Source organism: Thermomonospora cellulosilytica, from assembly GCF_014138835.1.
GTDB lineage: Bacteria > Actinomycetota > Actinomycetes > Streptosporangiales > Streptosporangiaceae > Thermomonospora > Thermomonospora amylolytica.
Map to the genome: position 1 here is coordinate 7,180,246 of NZ_JACJII010000001.1, position 20,013 is coordinate 7,200,258.

The 20,013-nt window shown below is 72.6% G+C and carries 17 protein-coding genes; 5 read left to right on the forward strand and 12 right to left on the reverse strand.

The features are described from left to right. Nucleotides 1-20: 20 nt before the first annotated feature. Nucleotides 21-2,291 carry an ATP-binding cassette domain-containing protein gene (locus HNR21_RS33685; protein ID WP_220500399.1) on the forward strand — a complete coding sequence of 757 codons (2,271 nt, stop codon included), beginning with the start codon at nt 21-23 and terminating at the stop codon, nt 2,289-2,291. Nucleotides 2,292-2,397: 106 nt separating this feature from the next. Here the strand turns inward: HNR21_RS33685 and ptsP are convergent, their stop codons facing one another. From ptsP to nagA, 7 genes are read right to left on the reverse strand one after another with little or no spacing between them, the layout of a single operon-like run. After that, complete coding sequence (ptsP, locus tag HNR21_RS33690; protein ID WP_312881509.1) at nt 2,398-4,110, reverse strand: phosphoenolpyruvate--protein phosphotransferase; 1,713 nt, start codon at nt 4,108-4,110, stop codon at nt 2,398-2,400. Then, nucleotides 4,103-4,372 carry an HPr family phosphocarrier protein gene (locus HNR21_RS33695; protein ID WP_119728720.1) on the reverse strand — a complete coding sequence of 90 codons (270 nt, stop codon included), beginning with the start codon at nt 4,370-4,372 and terminating at the stop codon, nt 4,103-4,105. The genes ptsP and HNR21_RS33695 overlap by 8 nt, the downstream gene beginning before the upstream one ends. Before the next feature lie 43 nt (nt 4,373-4,415). Next, on the reverse strand, nt 4,416-5,063 hold the full coding sequence (locus HNR21_RS33700) for an HAD family hydrolase (protein WP_182708296.1): 648 nt from the start codon (nt 5,061-5,063) through the stop codon (nt 4,416-4,418). Then, nucleotides 5,063-5,512 (reverse strand): PTS sugar transporter subunit IIA, encoded by a 450-nt coding sequence (locus HNR21_RS33705; protein WP_119728718.1) that lies wholly within the window; start codon nt 5,510-5,512, stop codon nt 5,063-5,065. The genes HNR21_RS33700 and HNR21_RS33705 overlap by 1 nt, the downstream gene beginning before the upstream one ends. Nucleotides 5,513-5,523: 11 nt before the next feature. After that, on the reverse strand, nt 5,524-5,754 hold the full coding sequence (locus HNR21_RS33710) for a PTS sugar transporter subunit IIB (protein WP_198679498.1): 231 nt from the start codon (nt 5,752-5,754) through the stop codon (nt 5,524-5,526). A gap of 14 nt (nt 5,755-5,768) precedes the next feature. After that, nucleotides 5,769-6,797 carry an SIS domain-containing protein gene (locus tag HNR21_RS33715; protein WP_182708982.1) on the reverse strand — a complete coding sequence of 343 codons (1,029 nt, stop codon included), beginning with the start codon at nt 6,795-6,797 and terminating at the stop codon, nt 5,769-5,771. An 11-nt stretch (nt 6,798-6,808) separates the two neighbouring features. After that, complete coding sequence (nagA, locus tag HNR21_RS33720) at nt 6,809-7,984, reverse strand: N-acetylglucosamine-6-phosphate deacetylase (protein ID WP_182708297.1); 1,176 nt, start codon at nt 7,982-7,984, stop codon at nt 6,809-6,811. A 295-nt stretch (nt 7,985-8,279) separates the two neighbouring features. On the opposite strand from nagA, the gene HNR21_RS33725 reads away from it, so the two are divergent. From HNR21_RS33725 to HNR21_RS36715, 3 genes are all read left to right on the forward strand, one after another. Continuing rightward, a complete protein-coding gene (locus tag HNR21_RS33725) occupies nt 8,280-9,023 on the forward strand; it encodes a GntR family transcriptional regulator (RefSeq protein WP_182708298.1) in 744 nt (247 codons plus the stop codon). 30 nt (nt 9,024-9,053) lie between these two features. Beyond that, complete coding sequence (locus HNR21_RS33730; RefSeq protein WP_182708299.1) at nt 9,054-10,454, forward strand: PTS transporter subunit EIIC; 1,401 nt, start codon at nt 9,054-9,056, stop codon at nt 10,452-10,454. A 1,098-nt stretch (nt 10,455-11,552) separates the two neighbouring features. Beyond that, nucleotides 11,553-11,900 carry an Rv3235 family protein gene (locus HNR21_RS36715; RefSeq protein ID WP_182708300.1) on the forward strand — a complete coding sequence of 116 codons (348 nt, stop codon included), beginning with the start codon at nt 11,553-11,555 and terminating at the stop codon, nt 11,898-11,900. A gap of 67 nt (nt 11,901-11,967) precedes the next feature. On the opposite strand, the gene secA is transcribed toward HNR21_RS36715, so the two are convergent. After that, a complete protein-coding gene (gene secA, locus HNR21_RS33740; RefSeq protein ID WP_182708301.1) occupies nt 11,968-14,814 on the reverse strand; it encodes a preprotein translocase subunit SecA in 2,847 nt (948 codons plus the stop codon). Between the two features lie 292 nt (nt 14,815-15,106). Here secA and HNR21_RS33745 point away from each other — a divergent pair, with 292 nt between their 5' ends. After that, nucleotides 15,107-15,433 carry an HGxxPAAW family protein gene (locus HNR21_RS33745; protein ID WP_182708302.1) on the forward strand — a complete coding sequence of 109 codons (327 nt, stop codon included), beginning with the start codon at nt 15,107-15,109 and terminating at the stop codon, nt 15,431-15,433. A 308-nt stretch (nt 15,434-15,741) separates the two neighbouring features. Here the strand turns inward: HNR21_RS33745 and HNR21_RS33750 are convergent, their stop codons facing one another. From HNR21_RS33750 to HNR21_RS35760, 4 genes are all read right to left on the reverse strand, one after another. Next, nucleotides 15,742-16,938, reverse strand: coding sequence for a winged helix-turn-helix domain-containing protein (locus HNR21_RS33750; RefSeq protein WP_182708303.1), 1,197 nt, complete (start codon nt 16,936-16,938; stop codon nt 15,742-15,744). A 40-nt stretch (nt 16,939-16,978) separates the two neighbouring features. Beyond that, nucleotides 16,979-17,719 (reverse strand): response regulator, encoded by a 741-nt coding sequence (locus tag HNR21_RS33755; protein ID WP_198679497.1) that lies wholly within the window; start codon nt 17,717-17,719, stop codon nt 16,979-16,981. A gap of 222 nt (nt 17,720-17,941) precedes the next feature. After that, nucleotides 17,942-18,646: a ribosome hibernation-promoting factor, HPF/YfiA family gene (hpf, locus tag HNR21_RS33760; protein WP_119728710.1), complete on the reverse strand. Its 705-nt coding sequence runs from the start codon at nt 18,644-18,646 to the stop codon at nt 17,942-17,944. An 845-nt stretch (nt 18,647-19,491) separates the two neighbouring features. Then, nucleotides 19,492-19,776 carry a phosphoribosyltransferase family protein gene (locus HNR21_RS35760; protein WP_233359090.1) on the reverse strand — a complete coding sequence of 95 codons (285 nt, stop codon included), beginning with the start codon at nt 19,774-19,776 and terminating at the stop codon, nt 19,492-19,494. Nucleotides 19,777-20,013: the final 237 nt, after the last annotated feature.

Below are 20,013 nucleotides of genomic sequence, written 5' to 3' on the forward strand. Positions count from 1 at the left end.
CACCCGTAACGTGGGCCGCTATGACGGCAGACAGCATCCTGGTCACCGGGGCCCGGGAGAACAATCTCAAGGACGTCACGCTCGCCATTCCCAAGAACCGGATCGTCGTCTTCACCGGGGTGTCCGGGTCGGGCAAGTCCTCGATCGTGTTCGACACCGTGGCGGTGGAGTCCCAGCGCCAGCTCAACGAGACGTTCAGCTGGTTCGTCCGCAGCCGCCTGCCCAAGTACGACAAGCCCGAGGCCGACTCGATCGACAACCTGTCGCCGGCGATCGTGGTCGACCAGAAGCCGATCGGCGGCAACTCGCGTTCCACGGTCGGCACGATGACCGACATCTACTCGGTGATCCGGGTGCTGTTCTCGCGGTGCGGGGTGCCGGAGGCGGGGACGTCGTCGGTGTTCTCGTTCAACGACCCGCAGGGCATGTGCCCGGAGTGCGACGGGCTCGGCCGGATCGTGCGGCTGGACCTGGACAGGTTCCTGGACAGGTCCAGGTCGCTCAACGAGGGGCCGTTCCGCTTCCCGCAGACCGGGGTCGGCAGCATCTACTGGCAGATGTACGCCGGGTCCGGGCGGTTCGACCTGGACAAGCCGCTGGCCGACTACACCGCGGAGGAGTGGGAGTTCCTGCTGCACGGCACCGGCAAGACCGCGCTGACCTCCGAGGCCGGCACGTACACCCTCAACTACGAGGGCGTGGTCGACCGGTTCACCCGGCTGTACCTCAAGCGGGACATCAGCACGCTGGCCGACAAGACCCGGGACGCGGTGCTGTCCGTCGTCTCGGAGGTCACCTGCCCGGCCTGCGACGGGGCGCGGCTCAACGAACGGGCCCTGGCCAGCCGGATCAACGGCCACACCATCGCCGACTACTCCCGGATGGAGATCACCGACCTGGTGGAGACGCTGGCCGCCATCGACGACCCGGTGGGCGCGCCCATCGCCGCCGCCGCGATCGAACGGCTCCGGCGGGTGATCTCGATCGGGCTCGGCTACCTCACCCTCGGCCGGGAGACCTCCACCCTGTCCGGCGGTGAGGGGCAGCGGCTGAAGATGGTCCGCCATCTGGGCAGCGCGCTGACCGGGATGACCTACATCTTCGACGAGCCCAGCGTCGGCCTGCACCCCCGCGACGTGCACCGGCTGAACGAGCTGCTGGTGCAGTTGCGCGACAAGGGCAACACGGTGCTGGTGGTCGAGCACGACCCGGACGTGATCGCGGTCGCCGACCACGTGATCGACATCGGGCCGGGCGCGGGCGCCCACGGCGGCGAGGTCGTCTTCCAGGGCGAGGTCGCCGCGCTGCGGCAGGCCGACACCCCGACCGGCCGCGGGCTGCGCAACGTCGTGCCGATCAAGACCGAGGTCCGCGCCCCGACCGGCGAGCTGCGGATCGAGAACGCCTCGCTGCACAACCTCAGGAACGTCTCGGTCGGCGTCCCCACCGGCGTCCTCACCGCGGTCACCGGGGTCGCCGGATCCGGCAAGAGCACCCTGATCTCGGAGGTCTTCGTCGCCGAGCACCCCGAGGCGATCGTGGTGGACCAGTCGGCGATCGGGGTGTCCAGCCGGTCCAGCCCCGCCTCCTACGTCGGCGTGCTCGACCACATCCGCCGGCTGTTCGCGCAGGAGAACGGCGGCCGGAAGGCCGGGGTCGACGCCGGGATGTTCAGCTACAACTCCGCCGGGGCCTGCCCGTCGTGCGAGGGCCGCGGGGTCATCTACACCGACCTGGCGTTCATGGACCCGATCACCACGACCTGCGAGGTCTGCGAGGGCCGCCGGTTCTCCGACGAGGTCCTCAAGTACACGGTGCGCGGCAAGTCCATCGCCGACGTGCTGGAGATGACCGCCGAGCAGGCGCTGGACTTCTTTCCCGAGAAGCGCATCCACACCCGACTGCGGACCCTCAACGAGGTCGGCCTGGACTACCTGACCCTGGGCCAGCCGCTGAGCACCCTGTCCGGCGGCGAGCGCCAGCGCATCAAGCTCGCCAACGAACTCCACAAGACCGGCAGCGTCTACGTCCTGGACGAGCCGACCACCGGCCTGCACATGGCCGACATCGGCAGGCTGGTGGCCCTGCTGGACCGCCTGGTCGACGGAGGCAACACCGTCGTCGTCATCGAGCACAACCTCGACGTCGTCAAACGCGCCGACTGGATCATCGACCTCGGCCCGGACGGCGGCAAACACGGCGGCCAGATCGTCTTCGAGGGCACCCCCGCCGCCCTCCTGGACCACCCCACCTCACTGACCGCCGAACACGTCCGCCGCTCCCTGTCCTGATCCGGCCCGGCCGGAACGCCGGCCGCCGGTCACGGCGACCGGCGGCCGGTGCGTGAACGCCGCGGCCGTGCATACCCCCGAGTACGCGCGGCCGCGACGTCCGGGCCTACAGAGAAAGATCGGCCAGGGCGGGAAGTTCCGCTCGCGCGGCGGTACGGGCCTCGGCCGGGGTCGGGGCGGAGCGGGCGGCCACGGCGGCGCGCCGGCACTCGGCCAGGGTGTGGCGGGCCAGGGCGGCGCGGACCAGCGGGAGGGACGGCGCGCTCATGGACAGGGAGGTGGCGCCCAGGCCGACCAGGACGCAGGCCAGGACGGGGTCTGCGGCGGCCTCGCCGCAGACCCCGCAGCCGCGCTCGGTGTCGGCGGCGGCCTCGGCGGCCAGGGCGACCAGGTCGAGGACGGCGGGCTGCCAGGGGTCCTGCAGGTGGGACAGGGCGCCGACCTGGCGGTCGGCGGCGCAGGCGTACTGGGTGAGGTCGTTGGTGCCGACGCTGAAGAACTCGACCTCGCGGGCCAGGTCGCCGGCGCGCAGGGCGGCGGCGGGGACCTCGATCATGATGCCGGGATGGTCGATGCCGGCCTCGGCGCAGGCGGCGGCGAACGCGCGCGCCTCGGCGACGTCGGTGACCATCGGGGCCATCACCTCCAGCCGGGTGGTGAGGCCGGCGGCGGCCCGCGCCAGCGCGCGGAGCTGGGCGTTCAGGACCCCGGGGTGGCGGCGCAGCATCCGCAGGCCTCGTTCGCCGAGGGCGGGGTTGGGCTCCTCCGCCGACGGGGGCAGGAACGCCAGCGGCTTGTCCGCGCCCGCGTCCAGCACCCGGACCACCACCTTGCCCCGCGGGAACGCCTCCAGAACCGCCCGGTAGGCGGACTCCTGCTCGGCGTCGGACGGCGGGTGCGAGCGGTCCAGGAACAGGAACTCGGTCCGGTACAGCCCGACGCCCTCGGCACCGGCCTCCAGCGCGGCGGCGACGTCGGAGGGCCCGCCGATGTTGGCCAGCAGCGGCACCGGATGGCCGTCCCTGGTGGCGCCCGGCCCGGTCGCCTCGGCGAGCGCGGCGGCGCGGGCGGCCGAACCGCGGCGGGCCGCGTCGACCTCCGCATCGGTGGGGTCGATCCGCACCGTCCCGGCGGTCCCGTCGACCAGCACCCGCGTCCCGTCGGCCAGGTCGGCGCAGCCGGGGCAGGCGACCACGGCGGGCACCCCCATGGCGCGGGCCAGGATCGCGGTGTGGCTGGTCGGCCCGCCCTCCTCGGTGACGAACGCGACCACCCGCGCCGGGTCCAGCACCGCCGTGTCGGCGGGCGCCAGATCCCGGGCGACCAGCACGAACGGCTCGTCCCGCTCCGGCACGCCGGGCAGCGGCACGCCCAGCAGCCGGGCCACCGCGCGGTCCCGGACGTCGTCGAGGTCGCCGACCCGGGCGGCCAGGTACTCCCCCGCGCCCGCCAGCATCTCCCGGTAGACGCCGAACGCCTCGTACACGGCGCGGGCCGCGGCGACCCCCTGGTCGATCCGGGCCTCGACGCCCTCGGCCAGCCCCGGGTCGCGGGCCATCATGGCCTGCGCGCCCAGCACGTCACGGGCCTCGGTGCGCCCGGCCGCGGCGGCCCGTTCGCCGCGCTCGGTCAGGTCGGCGGCGACGGCCTGCAACGCCGCGGCGGCGGCCTCCTTCTCGGCCCGGACGTCGGCCGGGGTGCCGCCGTGGGTCGTCGCGGGCGGTTCCGGCACCGCGCCGGCCACCCGCGCCACCGGGCCCGCGCCCGCCCCGGGGCTGACCCCGGTGCCGGTCAGCACCCGCGGCGTCCCGTCAGGCACTCTCGGCCTCGACGTTCACCGCCGCCTCCAGCTCGTCGAGCAGCCGCTCGGCGTCCTCCCCCTCGACGCTGATGGTGATCTCCTCGCCGTGCCGGACGTCCAGCCCGAGCACCGCCAGGATGCTCTTGGCGTTCACCGGGTCCTTGCCCGGCTTGGCGACGGTGACCTCCGCCGGCGCCTTGGTCGCGGTCTGCACGAACAGCGCGGCGGGGCGGGCGTGCAGGCCCACCTTGGACAGGACTCTCACATGACGCTGGGCCACGATCTCTCCTCGTTGTCCCCGGAGCGGAGCCGCTGCGGCCCGCTCAGCCCCCGATGTGCAGAGGCCATCGAACTTCCAGCAGGTTCGGTACGACACGGTCGGCCTGGGCGAGCCGGTGCGGGGGCACCGTGGTGCTCACCCCGATCACCGCCATACCCGCGGCCTTGGCCGCGGCGACCCCGGCGGGCGCGTCCTCGAACGCCACCGACCGCGCGGGCTCGGCGCCCAGCCGGGCGCAGGCGGTCAGATAGCCCTCCGGATGCGGCTTGCCCCGCTCGACGTCGTCGGCGGTGATCACCACGTCCAGCAGGTCGGTCACCCCCAGCTCGGCCAGCAGCCCCTCGGCGTACCGGCGCATCCCGGAGGTCACCAGTCCCAGCGGCACGCCCTCGGCGCGCAGCGTCCGCACCAGCTCCACCGCTCCCGGCACCGGCTCGGCCGGCGGCCAGTCCGGATGCTCCTCGAACGCGACCGCCTGCTCGAACAGCTCCTCGGCGGTCCGGTCGCCCGGGAACAGGTGCAGCACCTCGGCCAGCACCTCCCGGCCGCGCCGCCCGGCGAACGAGCCGATCAGCTCCTCGTCGTGCGGGACCCCGTGCGCCTCGAACAGCCGGGCCCACAGCAGCCGGTTGCGCGGCTCGGTGTGGATCAGCGTGCCGTCCAGGTCGAAGACCACGGCCTGCGGCCGCATCACAGCCATGAGAACAGGTCGGCGCCCTTCTCGACCTCGCCGGACTCGCGCACGTCCGACAGCGCCTCGGCGGTGGCGTCCAGCGCCACCACCGCGGTCACCGGGGACCGGCCGCCGGCCTCGATCCGGGCGGGGTCCCAGCGCACCAGCGGCTGCCCGGCGGTCACCTCGTCGCCCTCGGCGGCCAGCAGCTCGAAGCCCTGGCCCTTGAGCTGGACGGTGTCCACGCCCAGGTGCACCAGCACCCCGTGGCCCTCCTCGTCGACCACCACGTAGGCGTGCGGATGCATCTTGACCACCCGGCCGCTGACCGGGGCGATCGCCTCGCCGGGTCCGCGCACGGGGTCGACCGCGGTGCCGGGACCCACCATGGCCTGGGCGAACACCGGGTCGGGCACCCCGGCCAGCCCGACCACCCGCCCGCTGACGGGCGCCAGAACTCGTGTCACCGGATCTCCGTTCAGAGCAGGTCCTCGATGTCGGTGGCGATGGTGTCCGCCTCGGGGCCGACCACCACCTGGACCACCGTTCCGCTGCGCATCACCCCGAACGCCCCGGCCGCCTTCAGCGCCGCCTCGTCCACCCGGGACGGATCGGAGACCTCGGTGCGCAGCCGGGTGGCGCAGGGCTCGATCTCCACGATGTTGCCCGCCCCGCCCAGCGCGGCGACGATGGCCTCGGCCTTGTCCATTGCTGCTCCTTGCGTCAGTCGGTCTGCGTGACCTTGTTGAGTCCCCGCGGCAGGTCGGGGTTCAGCCCCAGTGCGCGGGCCAGCGCCTCCACCAGCACCTGCCCCGGGACGATCAGCCCGAGCGGCGCCGCCCACTCCGGCAGCCGGGGGCCCGGCAGCGCGTGCGAGCAGGCCGCCGCCAGCTCCTCCCCGCCGCCGATGCCGTACGCGCGGGCGCCCGCGCCGGTGACCCGGTGGGCCAGCGCCACCGTTCCCGGCAGCGTCGGGCCCTCCTCGGCGGCGACCAGGATCGCCGGGGTGCGCGGGTCGACGACGGCGATCGGGCCGTGCAGCAGGTCGGCGTACGACAGGCCCATCGCGTGCAGGTAGCACGCCTCCTTGAGCTTGAGCGCCAGCTCCAGGGCGGTGCCGAACGCGATGCCGCGCCCGGAGACCACCGCGCCGGACACCGGGGCGAGCTCGGCGACCATCGCCGCCAGGGCGGGCGAGGACTCGGTCTCCTCGATCAGCCGGGCCACCTCGTCGGGGACGCGCCGCAGGTCGCCGGGGTCGACGTCGGCGCCCAGCCCGACGCCGAGCACCGCCAGCGCCGCCAGCTGGGTGCTGTAGGTCTTGGTGGCCGGGACCGCGATCTCGTCGCCGGCCTCGGTGACCAGCGCCAGGTCGGCGGCCTCGGCCAGCGGGGAGGCGGCCCCGTTGGTGATCGCCACGGTCCGGGCGCCGCAGTCGGCGGCCCAGCCCAGGGTCTCCACGATCTCCTCGGTCTTGCCGGACTGGCTGATCGCCACCGCCAGCACCCCGTCCAGGTCGACCCGGCGGCGGTAGGCGGTCGCGATCGACGGTGCGGCCGGGGTGGCCAGCCGTCCGGTGTGCGCCTCGACCAGGTAGCGGCCGTAGATCGCGGCGTTGTCGGAGGAGCCGCGGGCGATGAACAGCACCTGCCGGGTCCGTTCGGCCAGCCGCGCGATCCCGGGAACGGCGGGCAGCAGGGCGTCGAGGGTGCGCCGCAGCGCCACGGGCTGCTCGGCGATCTCGGCGCGCATCCGGGTGGTCGTCACCGTGTCGTCCCTTCGTCCGGCATGCTCCACACCGGCTCCCCGGCCACCCAGGTGCGGCGCGCCCGCAGCGCGCCGGCGTCGTCGGGGACCAGCCAGGTCAGGTCGGCGGCCGCACCGGGCTCGATCCGGCCGAGGTCGGGGCGGCCGATCAGGTCGGCCGGGACGCGGGAGGCGGCGTCGACCGCGGTCTGCGGGTCGACGCCGAGGGCGATGGCGTTGCCGACGGCGGCGTCCAGCCGCAGCGCCGAACCGGCGATGGTGCCGTCGGCGCGCAGCGGCGGCCCGTCGGCGGGCAGCTCGATCGGCTCCCCGCCCAGCTCGTACCGGCCGGGCGGCATCCCGGCCGCGGCGGCGGCGTCGGTGACCAGCACCAGCCGGCCCGCCGCGGCGTTGAACGCCAGCCGGGCGGCCGCCGCCGACACGTGGTGCAGGTCCAGGATCAGGCCGGGGTGCAGCCGGGGGTCGGCGAGCGCCTGCGCGGCCACCCCGGGCTCACGGTGGTGGACGCCGGACTGGGCGTTGAACAGGTGGGTGACCTTGCGCGCCCCGGCGTCGGCGGCCTGCGCGACCTGCTCGGCGGTGGCGTCGCTGTGCCCGACGCTGACCAGCACGCCGTGCTCGGCGAGGGTGCGCACGGCGTCCAGTCCGCCGGGCCGTTCGGGGGCCAGCGTCACCAGCCTGACCATGCCGGTGTCCAGCAGGACCGCCAGCGCGTCGGGGGTGGGGTCGGTGAGCCAGGCCGCGTTGTGCGCGCCGCGCCGCCGTTCCGACAGGAACGGGCCCTCCAGGTGGATCCCGAGGACCCGGGCGCCGGCGGGCAGCCGGGGCAGCAGCCCCTTGGCGCGCCGCAGCGCCGCCTCCTGGGTGCGGACCGGGGCGGTGATGAACGTGGGCAGGAACGCCGTCACGCCGGTCTCCGGCAGCCGGCTCACCACGGTGTGCCAGCCGGCCTCGTCGGCGTCCGCCAGGTCGTGCCCGAAGAACCCGTTCACCTGGAGGTCGACCAGGCCGGGGGCGAGCATCCCGATGTCCAGCCGCAGGTCGGGCCGCGCGGGCGGGTCTCCGGAGCCCACCTCGGCGATCACTCCGTCCGCGACGCGCACCCAGCCGGGACCGGGGCCCGGGCGGCCGGCGGCCGCGAGGGCGTGCGCGGCGATGAGGTACGAGGTCATCTTCTGCGCACTCTCCGTTGCCGATCGAGGTGTTGTCAATGGCCGCCGCCACTGGTCTAGTCCGGACTAGACCAGTACGGACCATAGCGCGCGGTTCTGACGGTTGCCTAGTGGTACGCCGGGTGTTTCCCGGCCCTCCGGCTCGGCGATCGACCGTGACCAGGCCGTTACACGACGGTCTGTTGACACGTCTTCCCAGGCTGTGGTCTAGTCCGGCCTAGACCAGTACGAACCGGACCGGAGGCTGTGGGAGGCCCGAGCCGACCTCCTGCGACCCCCGTACCCGAGGACGCCAGTGACGAGCATCGACCCGACCAGCCCGGTACCGAAGTACTTCCAGCTCCGCGCGATCCTGCTGGACCTGATCGAGCGTTCGGAGCTGCCCGTGGACGCGCCGATCCCCTCCGAGCGCGAGCTGTGCGCCCGGTACGGGCTGTCCCGGATGACGGTGCGCCAGGGGGTGGAGCAGCTGGTCGCCGAGGGCCGGCTGTACCGGGTGCCGGGCAAGGGCACCTTCGTGGCCCGGCCCAAACTGGAGATGCCGCTGCGGCTGGTCTCGTTCTCCGAGGACATGCTGTCGCGCGGGCTGCGGCCCGGCGCGATCGACCTGTCCCGGCGGACCGTTCCGGCCGACGGCCGGCTGGCCCGGCTGTTCGACGTGACCGAGGGCACCCCGATCCACGTGATCGAACGGCTGCGCACCGCCGACGGCGAGCCGATGGCCGTGGAACGCGCGCACATCCTGGCCTCGCTGGCCCCCGACCTGCTGGACCGGCGGCTGGCCGACCGCTCGCTGTACGGCGTGCTGGAGGCGGTGTACGGGATCGTCTTCGACGCCGGCGACCAGACCATCGACGCCGGCGTGGCCGACGCCACCGAGGCCAAACGGCTCCAGATACCCAAGGGCAGCCCCGTGCTGCTCCTGCAACGCCGCTCCTACATGGGCGGCGTCTGCGCGGAACTGGGCGTGTCGACCTACCGCGCCGACCGCTACCAGATCCACACGGCCCTTGGAAATCCACCACCCCACCGGGCCTAGCCCACCGGCATCAGCAGGAGGCACCCTCTGATGAGCACATCCGCAGCAGTCGGCGGCACCGCCGCCCCCAAGCGAGGGTCCAGCGCCCTCGCGGTCCTCCAGCGCATCGGCCGCAGCCTGATGCTGCCGATCGCCGTCCTGCCCGCCGCCGGCCTGCTGCTGCGCCTCGGGCAACCGGACGTGCTCGGCGAGAACGACGACGCCTGGATCAGCTTCTCCGGCGCCGACCGGGTCGCGGAGGTGTTCGCCGCCGCGGGCGGGGCGCTGTTCAACTGGCTGCCGCTGCTGTTCGCGGTCGGCGTGGCGGTCGGGTTCGCGCGCAAGTCCGACGGGTCGACCGCGCTGGCGGCCGTGGTGGGCTACCTGGTCTTCCACTACGTCAGCATGAACATGTTCTTCCACTCCGAGGAACTGCGGCCCCGGGTGGTCAAGGCGCTGTTCGACCCGGAGAACCCCGGGACGCCCAAGGAGGCGGTGGACCTGGCGGCGGGCAACCCCACCCAGGTCCTCGGCGGCATCGTCATCGGCATCACCGCCGCCCTGCTCTACCAGCGGTACTACCGGATCAAGCTGCCGACCTGGCTGGCGTTCTTCGGCGGGCGCCGGTTCGTGCCGATCATCACCGCGTTCGCCGCCACCGTGCTCGGCCTGCTGTTCGGCTGGATCTGGCCGGTGCTGGGCGGCTGGCTCACCGACTTCGGCGAGTGGATGGAACGCAACAGCACCCTGGGCGCCGGCGTCTACGGCGTGGTCAACCGGCTGCTGCTGCCGCTGGGCCTGCACCACATCCCCAACAACGTGGTCTGGTTCCAGATCCCCGAGTGCACCGTCGGCGGCAAGACCTACACCGGCGACCTCAACTGCTACCTCAACGGCGCGGACGGCGCGGGCTGGTCGATGGCCGGCTACTTCCCGGTCCTGATGTTCGCCCTCCCGGCCGCCGCCCTGGCGATCTGGCGCGCCGCTCCCCCGCACCGCCGCAAGGCCGTGGGCGGCATCATGTTCTCCGCCGCGCTGACCGCGTTCGTCACCGGGATCACCGAGCCGATCGAGTTCGCGTTCATCTTCGTCGCCCCGGTCCTGTTCGGCGTGCACGCGCTGCTGACCGGCGTCTCCATGGCGATCGCCGACGCGCTCAACATGAAGCTGGGCTTCAGCTTCTCCGCCGGCGCGATCGACATGGTGCTGAACGCCAGCAAGGACAACACCAAGAACCTGCTCGGCCTGATCGTCCTCGGCCTGATCTACGCCGTCGTCTACTACCTGCTGTTCAGCATCCTGATCAGGGTGATGAACATCCCCACCCCCGGCCGCGAGCCCGAGGGCGTCGAGTCCGTCGCCGCCGACCCCTCGGCCGCCCCCGAGGTCGCCGCGACCACCGAACGAACCCCGGCCGAAGCCAAGTCCAAGACCCCACCCTCAGACGGCTGACCCCACCCTCCGGTCCCCCGGACCGGACCTCACCGAGGCGGGCGCTCCCCTGGGGCGCCCGCCTCCCCTTTTCCCGACACCGCATCGGAGCACCCTCAACGAGCGCGTCGGTCACGGCCGGACCGCCCACCCGCTTCCCTCCACGGACCGGAAGACCACGAGACCGCCTCTCATAGCGATGTCCGGCTGCTGTCCGCACCCACCCTGCGTCGACGCTTCCGCCGCCTCCGGTACGGGCCGCTGGAGCCCCGAGACCGGCGTTCGCGGCACATGCACCGGCCTGCCGGCACCGCGCCGGCCGGCCTGCCGACCGGGTTGTCTCCAACGGTTTCCGGGTGTCCTCCGCTCACCACCGCCACGCAGAGAGTGCCCTGCGGATCTGCCGGACACACTCCACGGTCTGGGGTGCGGCAGGTCGCCCATCCAGGGCTGTGAAAGTTACAGCCATGGCCGGATCCGGCCACGGTGTATCAACCGGGGTACGCGGCTCCTCTTGTTCATCGTCCGCATCGATCTCGCGTGCAAGAGGAGGCGGCGATGTCCGCGCGAACCCCCCGTCGTGGTTCCCGAGCCGTTCGGTTGATCCCCTACGTCCCCGCTCCCGCCACGGACGGCGCCCTGGCGCTCCAAACAAGCGACCGGCCCCAGCCCGACCGTGCCGAAGTCAGCCGTACCGGAGGCCGCGGAACCGGAACCGGCCGCACCGGAACCAGCCGCGCTGGGACCGACCGTGCCGAAGCCAACCGCGCCGGAAGCGGTAGAACCGGAGCCAGCCCTACTGGAGCCAGCCGTGTTGGGACCGGCCGTACCCAGGCCAGCCGTGCCGGAGACGACCGTGCCAGAGCCGGCGGTGCCGGGAGTCGCTGGGAGGGTGAGCGTCCCGGGCGCGAGCCGGCGCCGGGTCGGAACGGGGCCGCCCAGCCCCAGGGACACGCCGGTACGGCGCGCAGGCCGGCGGAGAGCCAGCGCACCGTCGTCGGCCACCCTGAGGCACCCAGGCGATCGCAGAGGGCGCAGCCGAGGGCCGCTCGACAAGCCCCGGCCGCTCACCAAGGCTCAATCGTTCGACAGGGGTCGGTCGTTCGGCGGGGGGCGGTGGTGGGTGGGGATGAGGAAGGGGCGGAGCTGCGGGTGGCGGTGGAGGTGACCGTTCGGCTGGTCGCGGAGGTGCTGGCCGGGATACGGCCGTTGCGGCATCTGGACAGGCTGGTCTCGCCGCAGGTGTGCGGGGAGCTGGCGGCGGTCGCCCCGGCGGCGGCGGTCGGGAGGCCGGTGCACGCGCCGCGGGTGCTGGCCTCGTGGGTGCAGCGGCCCGCGCCGGAGGCGGCGGAGACCGGGGCGGTCGTCGCGGTGGCCGGGCGGGTGCAGGCGCTGGCGCTGCGGCTGGAACGGCGGCGCGGGCGCTGGCGGTGCACGGTGCTGGAGACCACGGCCTCACGGCGATGACCCGCCGGAACGGCCGAACGGCCCCCCGGCGCGGTGCCGGGAGGCCGTTCGGCTCAGCGGAGCCCGGTCAGCCCTTGTTGCGCGGGTTGCCGTGGCAGCGCTTGAACTTCTTGCCGGAGCCGCACGGGCAGGGCTCGTTGCGCCCGACGCCGGCGTACTCGTCCTTGGTCTCCTCGCTGTGGGTCTCCACGCCGCCCTCGCCGTCGACGGTCGGCGCGGTGTACTCCAGCTTCCTGGGCCGCTTCTTCTCCTCCAGGCCCTTGGCGCGGATGGTCGGGGCCTCCTCGGCCTTCTCCTCCTCCGCCCCGGCGGACTCGGTGTCGGCCTCCTCCGTCGCGACGGTGTCGGCGACCGCGACCGGCTTGGCGCCCACGGTGGGGGCGGGCGGCTGCTCCTCGACCTCGACCTCGAGGTTGAACAGGTAGCCGACCGACTCCTCCTTGATGCCGTCGAGCATGGCGTTGAACATGTCGAAGCCCTCGCGCTGGTACTCCACCAGCGGGTCGCGCTGCGCCATGGCCCGCAGGCCGATGCCCTCCTGCAGGTAGTCCATCTCGTACAGGTGCTCGCGCCACTTGCGGTCCAGCACCGACAGGATCACCCGGCGCTCGAGCTCCCGCATGACCTCCGAGCCCAGCTCGGCCTCGCGCTTGCGGTACGCCTCCTGCGCGTCCTCGCGGATCTTCTCGGCCAGCGTCTCGGCGTCCAGGGCGGAGATGTCCCCGCCGATCTCCTCGACCAGGTCGTCGACCGTGACGGTGATCGGGTACAGCTGCTGGAACGCCTTCCAGAGCTTGTCCAGATCCCACTCCTCGGCGAAGCCCTCCTGGGTGGCGCCGGCCACGTACCCGTCGACGACCTCGTCGATCATCCGGTGGACCTGCTCCTCGAGGTCCGCGCCCTCCAGCACCTTGCGGCGCTCGGCGTAGATCACCACGCGCTGCCGGTTGAGCACCTCGTCGTACTTGAGGACGTTCTTGCGGATCTCGAAGTTCTGCTGCTCGACCTGGGTCTGCGCGGACCGGATCGCGCCGGTGACCACCTTGGACTCGATCGGCACGTCGTCGGGGATGTTGAGCCGGGTCATGATCGCCTCGACCCGGGCGGCGTTGAACAGCCGCATCAGGTCGTCCTCCAGCGACAGGTAGAACCGGGACTCGCCCGGGTCGCCCTGCCGGCCGGACCGGCCGCGCAGCTGGTTGTCGATCCGCCGCGACTCGTGCCGCTCGGTGCCCAGCACGTACAGGCCGCCGGCCTCGACGACCTTGTCGTACTCGCCCTTGACGGCCTCCTTGGCCTTCTCCAGCGCCTCCGGCCAGGCGGCCTCGTACTCCTCGGGCGTCTCCAGCGGGGACAGCCCGCGCTCGTGCAGCTGCCGGTCGGCGATGAAGTCGGGGTTGCCGCCGAGCATGATGTCGGTGCCGCGGCCGGCCATGTTGGTGGCCACGGTGACCGCGCCCAGCCGGCCCGCCTCGGCGACGATCGCCGACTCCTTCTCGTGGTGCTTGGCGTTCAGCACCTCGTGCGGGATGCCGCGCCGCTTGAGCATCTTGCTCAGCCGCTCGGACTTCTCCACCGAGGTGGTGCCGACCAGCACCGGCTGGCCCTTCTCGTGCCGCTCGGCGATGTCGTCGACCACGGCCTCGAACTTGGCCTGCTCGGTCTTGTAGACCACGTCCGGCATGTCCTTGCGGATCATCGGCTTGTTGGTCGGGATGGGCACCACGCCGAGCTTGTAGATCTTGTTGAACTCGGCCGCCTCGGTCTGGGCGGTGCCGGTCATGCCCGACAGCTTGTCGTACAGCCGGAAGTAGTTCTGCAGGGTGATCGTGGCGAGCGTCTGGTTCTCGTCCTTGATCGGCACGCCCTCCTTGGCCTCGATGGCCTGGTGCATGCCCTCGTTGTAGCGGCGGCCGTGCAGGATGCGGCCGGTGAACTCGTCCACGATCAGGACCTCGCCGTTCATCACGACGTAGTCCTTGTCGCGCTTGTACAGCTCCTTGGCCTTGAGCGCGTTGTTCAGGAAGCTGACCAGCGGGGTGTTGGCCGGGTCGTACAGGTTGTCGATGCCCAGCCAGTCCTCGACCTTCTCGACCCCGGACTCCAGGATGCCGACGGTGCGCTTCTTCTCGTCGACCTGGTAGTCGCCGTCGGTGGCGTCCTTGTCGCTGGCCGGCTTGAGCCGCGGCACGATCTTGGCGAACTCGGTGTACCACTTGGAGTTCTGCTCGGCCGGGCCGGAGATGATCAACGGGGTCCGGGCCTCGTCGATCAGGATCGAGTCGACCTCGTCCACGATGGCGAAGTTGTGGCCGCGCTGGACGCACTCGTCCAGGCTCCAGGCCATGTTGTCGCGCAGGTAGTCGAAGCCGAACTCGTTGTTGGTGCCGTAGGTGATGTCGGCGTTGTAGGCCTTGCGGCGCTCGTCCGGCGTCATCTGCGGGAGGATGACCCCGACCTCCAGGCCGAGGAACTGGTGCACCCGGCCCATCCACTCGGCGTCGCGCTTGGCCAGGTAGTCGTTCACCGTGACGATGTGGACGCCCTTGCCGGACAGCGCGTTCAGGTACGCCGGCAGCACCGCGGTCAGGGTCTTGCCCTCACCGGTCTTCATCTCGGCGATGTTGCCGAGGTGCAGCGCGGCGCCGCCCATCACCTGGACGTCGAAGTGCCGCTGGCCGAGCACCCGGCGGGCCGCCTCGCGCGCGGTCGCGAACGCCTCCGGCAGCAGCTCGTCGAGCGTCTCCCCGTCCGCGATGCGTTCGCGGTACTTGTCGGTCAGCTCGCGCAGCTCCGCGTCGCTCATCTCGAGGAAGTCCTCCTCGATGCTGTTGACGTGATCCGCGAGCTTCTTGAGCTTGCGCAGGGTCTTGCCTTCGCCCGCACGAAGGATCTTGTCGATGACTGGCGGCACTCTCGGAGGCTCCTTGCAGATCGTGGGTCACCGCGACCGGCGGCACGCACACCACACGTACGTTGCCATCGTAGGCGAGACCCAGCATGGTCTACGTCACTCCGCCGCGCAATCCACCCCCTTTACCGTTTGACCCCCTGCTGACGAGGAAGAGTTGTAAGGGGTTGACAACCAGGTCGAACGATCGCCCCTCGGGGTGCCCCGACCAGGCTTCGGTCGGGAATCCCCAGGGAGCGGGAGTTTGCGCACGTTACCGGGCGCCGCCGCGGCGCCCCGGGGGTAAGGAGGCTCAATGGCGGGAACGCATGGCGGACGGCCGAGTTCGTGGGCTGTCGTCGCGGTGGCCCTGGTCGGTTTCACCGTGGGCGGAGTCGCCCTGTGCATCGGCCCCAACTGGTTGCTGTTCTGGGTGGGCGTCGCCATCGTGATGCTGGCCGGTCTGCTCGGCATCGCGGTCGGCATCTTCTCCGACGTGGTCCTGGACGAGCCCCGGGTCATCCCGGAGGTGGTCAACTACTCGCTGTTCGGCGCACAGAACGGCGAACGGCGCGGCGGCGTCCACGGCGAACACTCCGACCATCCCAGGACCAGCGATCCCGAACAGCGTCCCCACGGCTGACACCTGGACGACCCGCCCCTCGACGTGCCACCACGGCCCCGCCGGACCCGAACGACGAGTTCCCCGGCGGGGCCGCGGCGTCCCCGGCACCGGCCGGGGCCCGTTCGGTGATCTCGGTGCCGGCGAACGCCGCCGCGCCGGGCGCCCGTCCGCTGAACGTTCCCAGCGGTCCTCCGGCGGCCTGCGTTCACGGCGATCGCCCGGAAAGCGCACCACGAGGTCCGTCGGACCCGCCCAAAGGTCCGCCCAGGGCCCGCCTGGCGGGGGCACCGCGTCGCAGGCGGTACGGAAGGGCACCGTGTCGCGGGTCAGGCGGTGCGGAGGGCCTGGGCGAGGGGGGCGGCCAGGTGCGGGGGGTCGAGGATCTCGACGCGGACGTCGTGGCAGCCGACCCACTCGGCGGCGTGTCGCAGGGCGGTGGCGAGGGCCGCGACGGAGGTCTCGGTGCGGGCGGCGGTGGCGGTCGCCCACGGCTCCAGGGAGGCCCGGCGGGCGACCAGGACGCCCTTGTCGCGGGCGGGGTCGACGCGGCCGATCAGCCGGCCGCCGGACAGCACGGGCATCGTGAAGTAGCCGTGGACGCGCTTGGCCTTCGGCACGTACGCCTCCAGGCGGTGGTCGAAGCCGAAGACCCGGGAGGTGCGGGCGCGGTCCCAGATCAGCGAGTCGAACGGGGACAGCAGGGTGGTGACGTGCCGGCCGCGCGGGGGCGCGTCCAGGACCGCGGGATCGGCCCAGGCGGGCTGCCGCCAGCCCGCCACCCGGACGGGCACCAGCCCGCAGTCGGCGATCACGGCCTCGACCTGGGCGCCCTTGAGCCGGTAGTAGTCGGCCAGATCGGCACGGGTGGCCACGCCCAGCGCCCGGCCCGCCTGGGCGACCAGCCGGCGCAGGCAGTCCTCGTCGGCCGGCCCCTGCTCCAGCAGCTCCCGGGGGATGACGCGTTCGGGCAGGTCGTAGACGCGCCGCCAGCCGTCGCGGCGCACGCACACCACCTCGCCGATGTCCAGCAGCCACTCGACGGCGATCTTCTGCTCGCTCCAGTCCCACCACTCGCCGCCGGCCTTGGCCCCGCCCAGCTCCCGCATGGTCAGCGGCCCGTCGGCGCGCAGCCGCTTCAGCACGACCTCGCAGGCCTCCTCGGAGGTGTCGTGCCAGCGGCGGCCCCGGCGGCGGAACTCGCGGCGGCGGAACTCCAGCAGCGGCCACTCCTCGATCGGCAGCACGCACGCCGCGTGCGCCCAGTACTCGAACGCCACGCCGGTGCCGGCGGGGGTGAGGCTCCAGTAGGCGTCCTCGACGGCGGCGCGGCCGACCGGCCCCAGCCGGGCGTACGGCACCAGCTCGTGCGACCGGGCCAGCACCGAGATCGTGTCGAGCTGCACGGCGCCCAGCCGCCGCAGCACGCCGGGCACCCCCTGCCGCCGCGGCCCTGCCCCCAGCAGTCCCTGGGCGGCCAGCTGGATGCGCCGTACCTCGTCCGCGGTCAGCTCCACGACGGTCATGCCGTGAGCCTAGAGGCGGGCGCCGACAGAATCGGGCCGCTCAGGTGATCTCCAGCAGCTTCTCCCGGACGGCGTACACCACGGCCTCCATCCGCGAGTGCAGCTGCAGCTTCTCCAGGATGTTGCGGACGTGGTTCTTGACCGTGTTCTCGGAGATGAACAGCTCCTTGGCGATCTCCTTGTTGCCCAGCCCGCGGGCGACCAGCCGGAGCACCTCCATCTCCCGTTCGGTGAGCTTGGGGGCGGGCACCTGCTGCTGGCGCTCCTCGCTGCGCTTGGCCAGCGCGGCGAACTCGGTGATCAGCTTGGAGGCCATGGAGGGGCTGATCAGCGACTGGCCGCCGTGCACCGCGCGGACCGCCTGCGGGACCTCGTCGATGGAGATCTCCTTGAGCAGGTAGCCGCTGGCCCCGGCCTTGATCGCCTCGAACAGGTCCTTGTCCTCGTCGCTGATGGTGAGCATCACGATCTTGGCGCTGGGCACCGACTCCTTGATCGCCCGGCACGCCTCGATCCCGCTGCGCCGGGGCATCCGGATGTCCATCAGCAGCACGTCGGGCAGCAGGTCGCGGGCCATCTCCACGGCCTCGTTGCCGTCGCCGCCCTCGCCGACCACCTCGATGTCGTCCTCGCCCGCCAGGACCATCTCCAGGCCCCGGCGGAACAGGGCGTGGTCGTCGACGATCAGCACGCGGATGGGATCGGCCGCGGACCGCTCGTCCGGCGCCGGTGGATCGTCGGCCCGCCCGGATGCGCCGGAGGTCTCGGGGTGCTCGCTCACAACGCCGCCCCTCCCTTCGAATGTCGGCGACCCTGTGCTTTCTCGGAGGGTGTCACGTCAGGCGGGGGCTCGCACAGATCGGCGGCCCGCGCGATACCACGATGTCGCCGGGCCGCCAATCCCGCCGCCCGCCTCGCGGGGCCGGATGGCACCACCTAGATCATGACACGCCCGAGGCGGTGACATGGCGCAAGCGGCCTATCACGGAGCCTTTCCGACGGTTCACTCCTCCAGCAGCCGGATGACGCCGTAGTCCCAGCCGCGCCGGCGGTACACCACGCTGGGGTGGCCGCTGTCCTTGTCGCGGAACAGGAAGAAGTCGTGGCCGACCAGCTCCATCTCGTAGAGGGCCTGGTCGATGGTCATGGGCGTCGACTTGTGGAACTTCTCGCGGACCACCACCGGGGCGTTGCCGTCCATCGGGATCGGCACCAGGTTGTCCTCGGTGTCCTCCTCGGTCCCGGCGTACGCGGTCTCGGCCGCCGACTCCTCCGGCCGGACGTCCCCGGCGGTCTCGGCGGCCCGCAGGTCGGGCGCGGCGGGCCCGGAGCCGGGCGTCATCGGCATCGGCTCGGGCAGCGGTTCCATGGTGGCCAGCTTGGCCGGGGCGCGGTTGCCGCCGCGGTGGATCTTGCGCCGGTCGGCGGTGCGGCGCAGCCGGGACTCCAGCTTGTCCATCGCCAGGTCCAGGGCCCCGTACCGGTCTTCGGCGGCGGCCTCGGCGCGGATCGCCGGGCCGCGCGAGCGGATGGTGATCTCCACCCGTTCCCGGCGGTCGGCCAGGCGCGGGTTGTGCTCCTCGGACACCTCCACGTCGACGCGGATCACCTTCTGGTTGAGCCGTTCGATCTTGGCCAGCTTGCCGTCGACGTGCTGCCGGAACCGCTCGTTGACGTCGGTGTGCCGGCCCTTCACGATGATGTCCACGTGGGACCCCCCTTCTCCCGGTTGCGATGCTCGACCGCCCCCGGGCGCGCCGCCCGCGAGGGGAACGTTCCCCCGCATGACGGCGGACCAACGTCGCTCGGCCTGCGCCTCGCCGCGATGGTCCGGGCCCGTGACGGCCGCCGCTCGGTGGGTCGCACCCGCCCGGCCGACCTGGTCTTCGTCCCCACATCCGCCTGCTGAGGGTCTCGCAGCGCTCTCGCCACTACTCCCCTTCTCCCATTCCGGAGGATGTCTGATCCCCCGGCGGGGCAGGACTTACCTCTAAGGCGCACCGTGATCGGTCGACGAGAAGTCGCCTTACGTGGGCCGCTTCGCCTGCGCCTGGCATCGGCTTGCCGGAACGGCGGTGCTCCGGCGGAGCATCGCGATCCGGCGCAACCACGGACCCGGGCGGGTGCCATGTCAGGAACGCTAACCCCTGAAGCCGGGAATGTCAGGGGGGTGCGCCGAGGAAAACTCACGGAAAGTCATCACCTGATCCCGCACCGGGATCACCGGACCGGCCCCGGAACTCCCGCATCCCCTGCGCACAGGGGCCTTCCGCACGCTCGCCGCGCCGGGGGCAGAAGACTGTCTCCACCAAGTGAGTTTGACCAAACCGGACACGCCCGAGGCGCCACCATGACCTCCCGTTGCCCCTGGATCACCCGGCCCGCGGCCCCTGGCCCCAGCGCAGGCACCCATTGTGATCACGCCTGGAAGAAGTGACCGATCTCACGACGGCCCCACCCGTTCCCACAACTCCCCACACGGCTCCCACGGGAATGGACGCCGGTGGCCCGGCACGAGCACCACGTGTGTCGTCGGCTTGGTCTGCGGCTCCCTCAGCCGCTCCGGCGGGGCGTTGCGGCGATGGTGGCGGCGGCGGTGACCCGGGCGCCCGCCGCTCGTAACGCCCGGGCGGCCTCGGCCAGCGTCGCCCCGGAGGTGATCACATCGTCCACCACAACGACCCGCCGGCCACGGACGCGTTCGGGAACGGTCGTCCGCAGCGCGCCGGCCAGATTGGCGGCGCGGGCGGCGGCGTCCAGCCCCGCCTGGTCGGCGACCCGCCGCGCCTGCCGCAGGGCGGGAACGCAGGTCACCGGCATCCCATCGGCTCGCAGCACGCGTACGGCCGTCTCGGCGAGGCCCCGTACCGGATCATGTCCGCGCCGACGCAGGGCATGCGACGCGGACGGTACCGGCACCACCAGCACCTCCTCCGCCGCCGGGCGGCGGGCGTTCGACGGAGCGGCCGCCGCCGTTCGCTCTGAACGCCCGGAGTCCATCACCGCGTGACTCACCGGACGAAGGGCCGCCGGCACCGCCTGGCCCGGCGGAGGGAGCGGGTGAAGGGCCTCCGA

What these genes read in the sequence shown, in the direction of transcription:
- HNR21_RS33685 (WP_220500399.1), top strand. Translation starts at nt 21, where the DNA reads ATGACGGCAGACAGCATCCTGGTCACCGGGGCCCGGGAGAACAATCTC.
- HNR21_RS33700 (WP_182708296.1), bottom strand. Translation starts at nt 5,063, where the DNA reads ATGCGGCCGCAGGCCGTGGTCTTCGACCTGGACGGCACGCTGATCCAC.
- HNR21_RS33710 (WP_198679498.1), bottom strand. Translation starts at nt 5,754, where the DNA reads ATGGACAAGGCCGAGGCCATCGTCGCCGCGCTGGGCGGGGCGGGCAAC.
- HNR21_RS33715 (WP_182708982.1), bottom strand. Translation starts at nt 6,797, where the DNA reads ATGCGCGCCGAGATCGCCGAGCAGCCCGTGGCGCTGCGGCGCACCCTC.
- nagA (WP_182708297.1), bottom strand. Translation starts at nt 7,984, where the DNA reads ATGACCTCGTACCTCATCGCCGCGCACGCCCTCGCGGCCGCCGGCCGC.
- HNR21_RS33730 (WP_182708299.1), top strand. Translation starts at nt 9,054, where the DNA reads ATGAGCACATCCGCAGCAGTCGGCGGCACCGCCGCCCCCAAGCGAGGG.
- HNR21_RS33745 (WP_182708302.1), top strand. Translation starts at nt 15,107, where the DNA reads ATGGCGGGAACGCATGGCGGACGGCCGAGTTCGTGGGCTGTCGTCGCG.
- HNR21_RS33750 (WP_182708303.1), bottom strand. Translation starts at nt 16,938, where the DNA reads ATGACCGTCGTGGAGCTGACCGCGGACGAGGTACGGCGCATCCAGCTG.